Origin of the sequence: Methylomonas rivi (assembly GCF_024505165.1) — a bacterium.
Taxonomy (GTDB): Bacteria; Pseudomonadota; Gammaproteobacteria; order Methylococcales; family Methylomonadaceae; genus Methylomonas; species Methylomonas rivi.
Genome location: NZ_JANIBK010000282.1, coordinates 1 through 2,098, shown reverse-complemented (window position 1 = coordinate 2,098; position 2,098 = coordinate 1). Strand labels below are relative to the sequence as shown.

Below are 2,098 nucleotides of genomic sequence, written 5' to 3'. Positions count from 1 at the left end.
TGATGACCGGGTCGCCCAGCAGGCCGGCATCGCTCAGCGCCAATTCGGTGGCGCGGGTGGCCAGCAAGGCGACGCGGCCCATGCTGCGGGTGTTCTTGCGGGTGTAATGGGCGGGCAGGCTAAAATTTTCCACCGGCCCGCCCAAGCGGGTCAGCAGGCCGTTGTATTTATCCCAATCCGACATATAGCGAATGCCGGAACGCTTGGCCGTCAGCCGGGCACGGATTTCCGCCCAGTCGTTACCGATAGGGGAAAAGCCGGCCATGCCGGTGATTACGACGCGCCGGTTCAACATAAACCACCATTCACGGAGATTACTTGGCGGGTGATATATGCGGCATCGTCGGACATCAAAAACGCCACCAGTCCCGCCACCTCGGCGGGGGTGCCGGCGCGTCTGGCCGGTATCGCGGCAAGAATTTCTTCCAAGGGTAAATTTTCCAACATATCGGTTTCGATCAGGCCGGGAGCGACGCAGTTGACGGTGATTTTGCGCTTGGCCAGTTCCAGCGCCAAGGCTTTGGTCGCGCCTATGATGCCGGCCTTGGCGGCGCTGTAATTGACTTGGCCGCGGTTGCCGATCAAGCCGGATACCGAAGACAAGGTGACGATGCGGCCCGGCTTGCGGCTTTGCACCATCGGCATCACCACGGGGTGCAACACGTTATAAAAGCCGTCCAGATTGCCGCGCAAAACCGCGTCCCAATCCTCGTCGCTGAGAGCCGGGAAGGCGTTGTCGCGCGACAGGCCGGCATTGCAGACCACGCCGTAGTAAGCGCCGTGGCTGGCGATGTCGGCTTCCAAGGCAGCGCGGGCGGCTTGGCGGTCGGCCAGATCGAAACTCAGAACGCGCGACTGCCGGCCCATCCGGGCGATTTCGTCCGCGACCTGCTCGGCTTCAATTAAACGGCTGCGGCAATGTAGCACCACATCGTAACCTTCGCTGGCCAGGCGCAGCGCAATGGCTTTGCCGATACCGCGGCTGGAGCCGGTGACCAGAATGGTTTTTTGCTTCATACGCCTTTTCCGGCCAGAAATTTTTGCGAGTCTTGCGGCATCAGTAAATTCAGTTTTGAGGTTGCTTCGATGTTATCACCTTCCAGGCGGCAATCGAATACCACCATATCGTTGGCGGCCTCGATGATTTTTTCGGCGCGGACGGTGAGTTTTTCGCCGCAACGGAAACTGCCGGCCGAACATCGATAATGGCGGGTGCCCAATAAAAAGCCCAAATCTATCGCCTGGCCGCGCAATCTGCGCTGATAGCCGGAATACGCCGCCACCGCCTGCGCCATGAACTCCAGGCCCACCCAGGCCGGCACGCTATGGTCAGGGGCGGAGAACAAGCCGTCGTCGCGCACGGTTAGTTCCACGGTAATATGCCCTTCTCCGGCTTCCAGCACTCTGTCGATCAACACCATGCGTCCCGATTGCGGCAATAGCGAAGCCACCGCATAAGGGAAGTCGGCTGTCTGTTCAGCAGCGTCCGATGAGCAAGGACACATTGTTACCTCCGAACGAAAAAGAATTGCTCAAGCAATATTGTAGCCGCTTAGGTTGAAGCTTATCCAGCGTAACGAAACCCAGCGTCGGCAGTTCCGGGTCGGCTTCTCCGTCCCAAAGGTGCGGCGGCAGGCGCGCTTCGCGGTTTAATGCGGACAACAGCAGCCAACACAGACCGGCCTCGATGGCACCGGCCGCGCCCAGGCAATGTCCTGTGGCCGGTTTACTGGAACCGCACGGCGTGGCGGGGCCGAACAACTCGGCTGCGGCGCGGCTTTCCATGGCGTCGTTTTGCAACGTCGCGGTACCGTGCAGGTTGATGTAATCGACTTGTTGCGCTGGCAGGCCGGCATCCCGTAACGCGCTTCGCATGGCGGCAAGGGCGCATGAACCGTCGGGACGCGGTGCGGAAATATGATAGGCGTCCGCGCTGGCGCCTGCCCCCAACAGCGCTATCGGTGCCGGTTCGCGGGACATCAGGAACAGGGCGGCACCTTCGCCTATCACGGTGCCGTCGCGGTGTTTGCTGAACGGGTTGCATTGATGCGGGCTCAATGCGCCCAAGGCCGAAAAGCCCTGCAAAGTGGTGCGGCAC

Annotated in this window: 4 protein-coding genes; all 4 read right to left on the bottom strand. The window is 60.8% G+C overall.

Annotated elements, in window-relative coordinates:
- Window positions 1–295, bottom strand: a 295-nt coding sequence (locus NP596_RS21110) for a beta-ketoacyl synthase N-terminal-like domain-containing protein (protein WP_305891841.1), incomplete at its 3' end; no start/stop codon positions are given.
- Window positions 289–1,017 (bottom strand): 3-oxoacyl-ACP reductase FabG, encoded by a 729-nt coding sequence (fabG, locus tag NP596_RS21105; RefSeq protein ID WP_256617352.1) that lies wholly within the window; start codon window positions 1,015–1,017, stop codon window positions 289–291. The genes fabG and NP596_RS21110, both read right to left, overlap by 7 nt.
- A complete protein-coding gene (locus NP596_RS21100) occupies window positions 1,014–1,505 on the bottom strand; it encodes a hotdog family protein (RefSeq protein ID WP_256617351.1) in 492 nt (163 codons plus the stop codon). The genes fabG and NP596_RS21100 overlap by 4 nt, the downstream gene beginning before the upstream one ends.
- A partial coding sequence (locus tag NP596_RS21095; RefSeq protein ID WP_305891840.1) for a beta-ketoacyl synthase N-terminal-like domain-containing protein occupies window positions 1,477–2,098 on the bottom strand: 622 nt, incomplete at its 5' end. The genes NP596_RS21100 and NP596_RS21095, both read right to left, overlap by 29 nt.

Bases quoted from the DNA above. Each gene is read 5' to 3' on its own strand.
- fabG (WP_256617352.1), bottom strand. From the start codon at position 1,017: ATGAAGCAAAAAACCATTCTGGTCACCGGCTCCAGCCGCGGTATCGGC.
- NP596_RS21100 (WP_256617351.1), bottom strand. From the start codon at position 1,505: ATGTGTCCTTGCTCATCGGACGCTGCTGAACAGACAGCCGACTTCCCT.